The 493-nt window shown below is 62.5% G+C and carries 2 pseudogenes; one reads left to right on the forward strand and one right to left on the reverse strand.

Annotated elements, in window-relative coordinates:
- Positions 1 to 302: pseudogene (locus AC1D1Y_RS26260) on the forward strand (TetR/AcrR family transcriptional regulator); the annotation flags it as partial.
- Between the two features lies 1 nt (position 303).
- Here the strand turns inward: AC1D1Y_RS26260 and AC1D1Y_RS26265 are convergent.
- Positions 304 to 493 (reverse strand): annotated as a pseudogene (locus tag AC1D1Y_RS26265) (bifunctional protein-serine/threonine kinase/phosphatase); the annotation flags it as partial.

The following is a 493-nucleotide window of genomic DNA, read 5'->3' on the forward strand; positions in this document are numbered from 1 at the left end:
CCCTGGTACCTGTGCTGCGGGAGTGGTTTGAAGACGATGGCTTTCGAGGCTGCGCGTTTATCAACAGTGTGGCGGAGCTGGGCGGAACCCAGCCCGAAGTGATTGACATTGCGCGTACGCACAAGGAAAGCATGGCGGCAGCGGTGGCCACGCTGCTCCCCCCATCCAGGCATCGACAGAAGGACGCACAGGCCATGGCGCTAGCCATAGACGGCGCGATTGTTCAGGCCCAAGGCGCACAGAGGCCTGAGGGGGCTTTGTCTAGCCTTGCGCACATCTTGCGCGCGCTTCGGGCAGCGTAGGCTATTTCGGCAAAAACAGCAGCCAGTACACCAGCAGAATATTCAGCAGCACCGACACGCCCAACGCCACCTTCCAGATGGCGGTGGGGTCCCGCTGCATCAGCGGTGTCGCCATGGGTGCGTTTAGCGGGCGGCTTGCGCCGCGCTCCAGCGCCAGCAGGAATTCTTCGGCTGTTTCAAATCGCTGGCGC

It is taken from the genome of Polaromonas sp. P1_G1 (genome assembly GCF_056405595.1).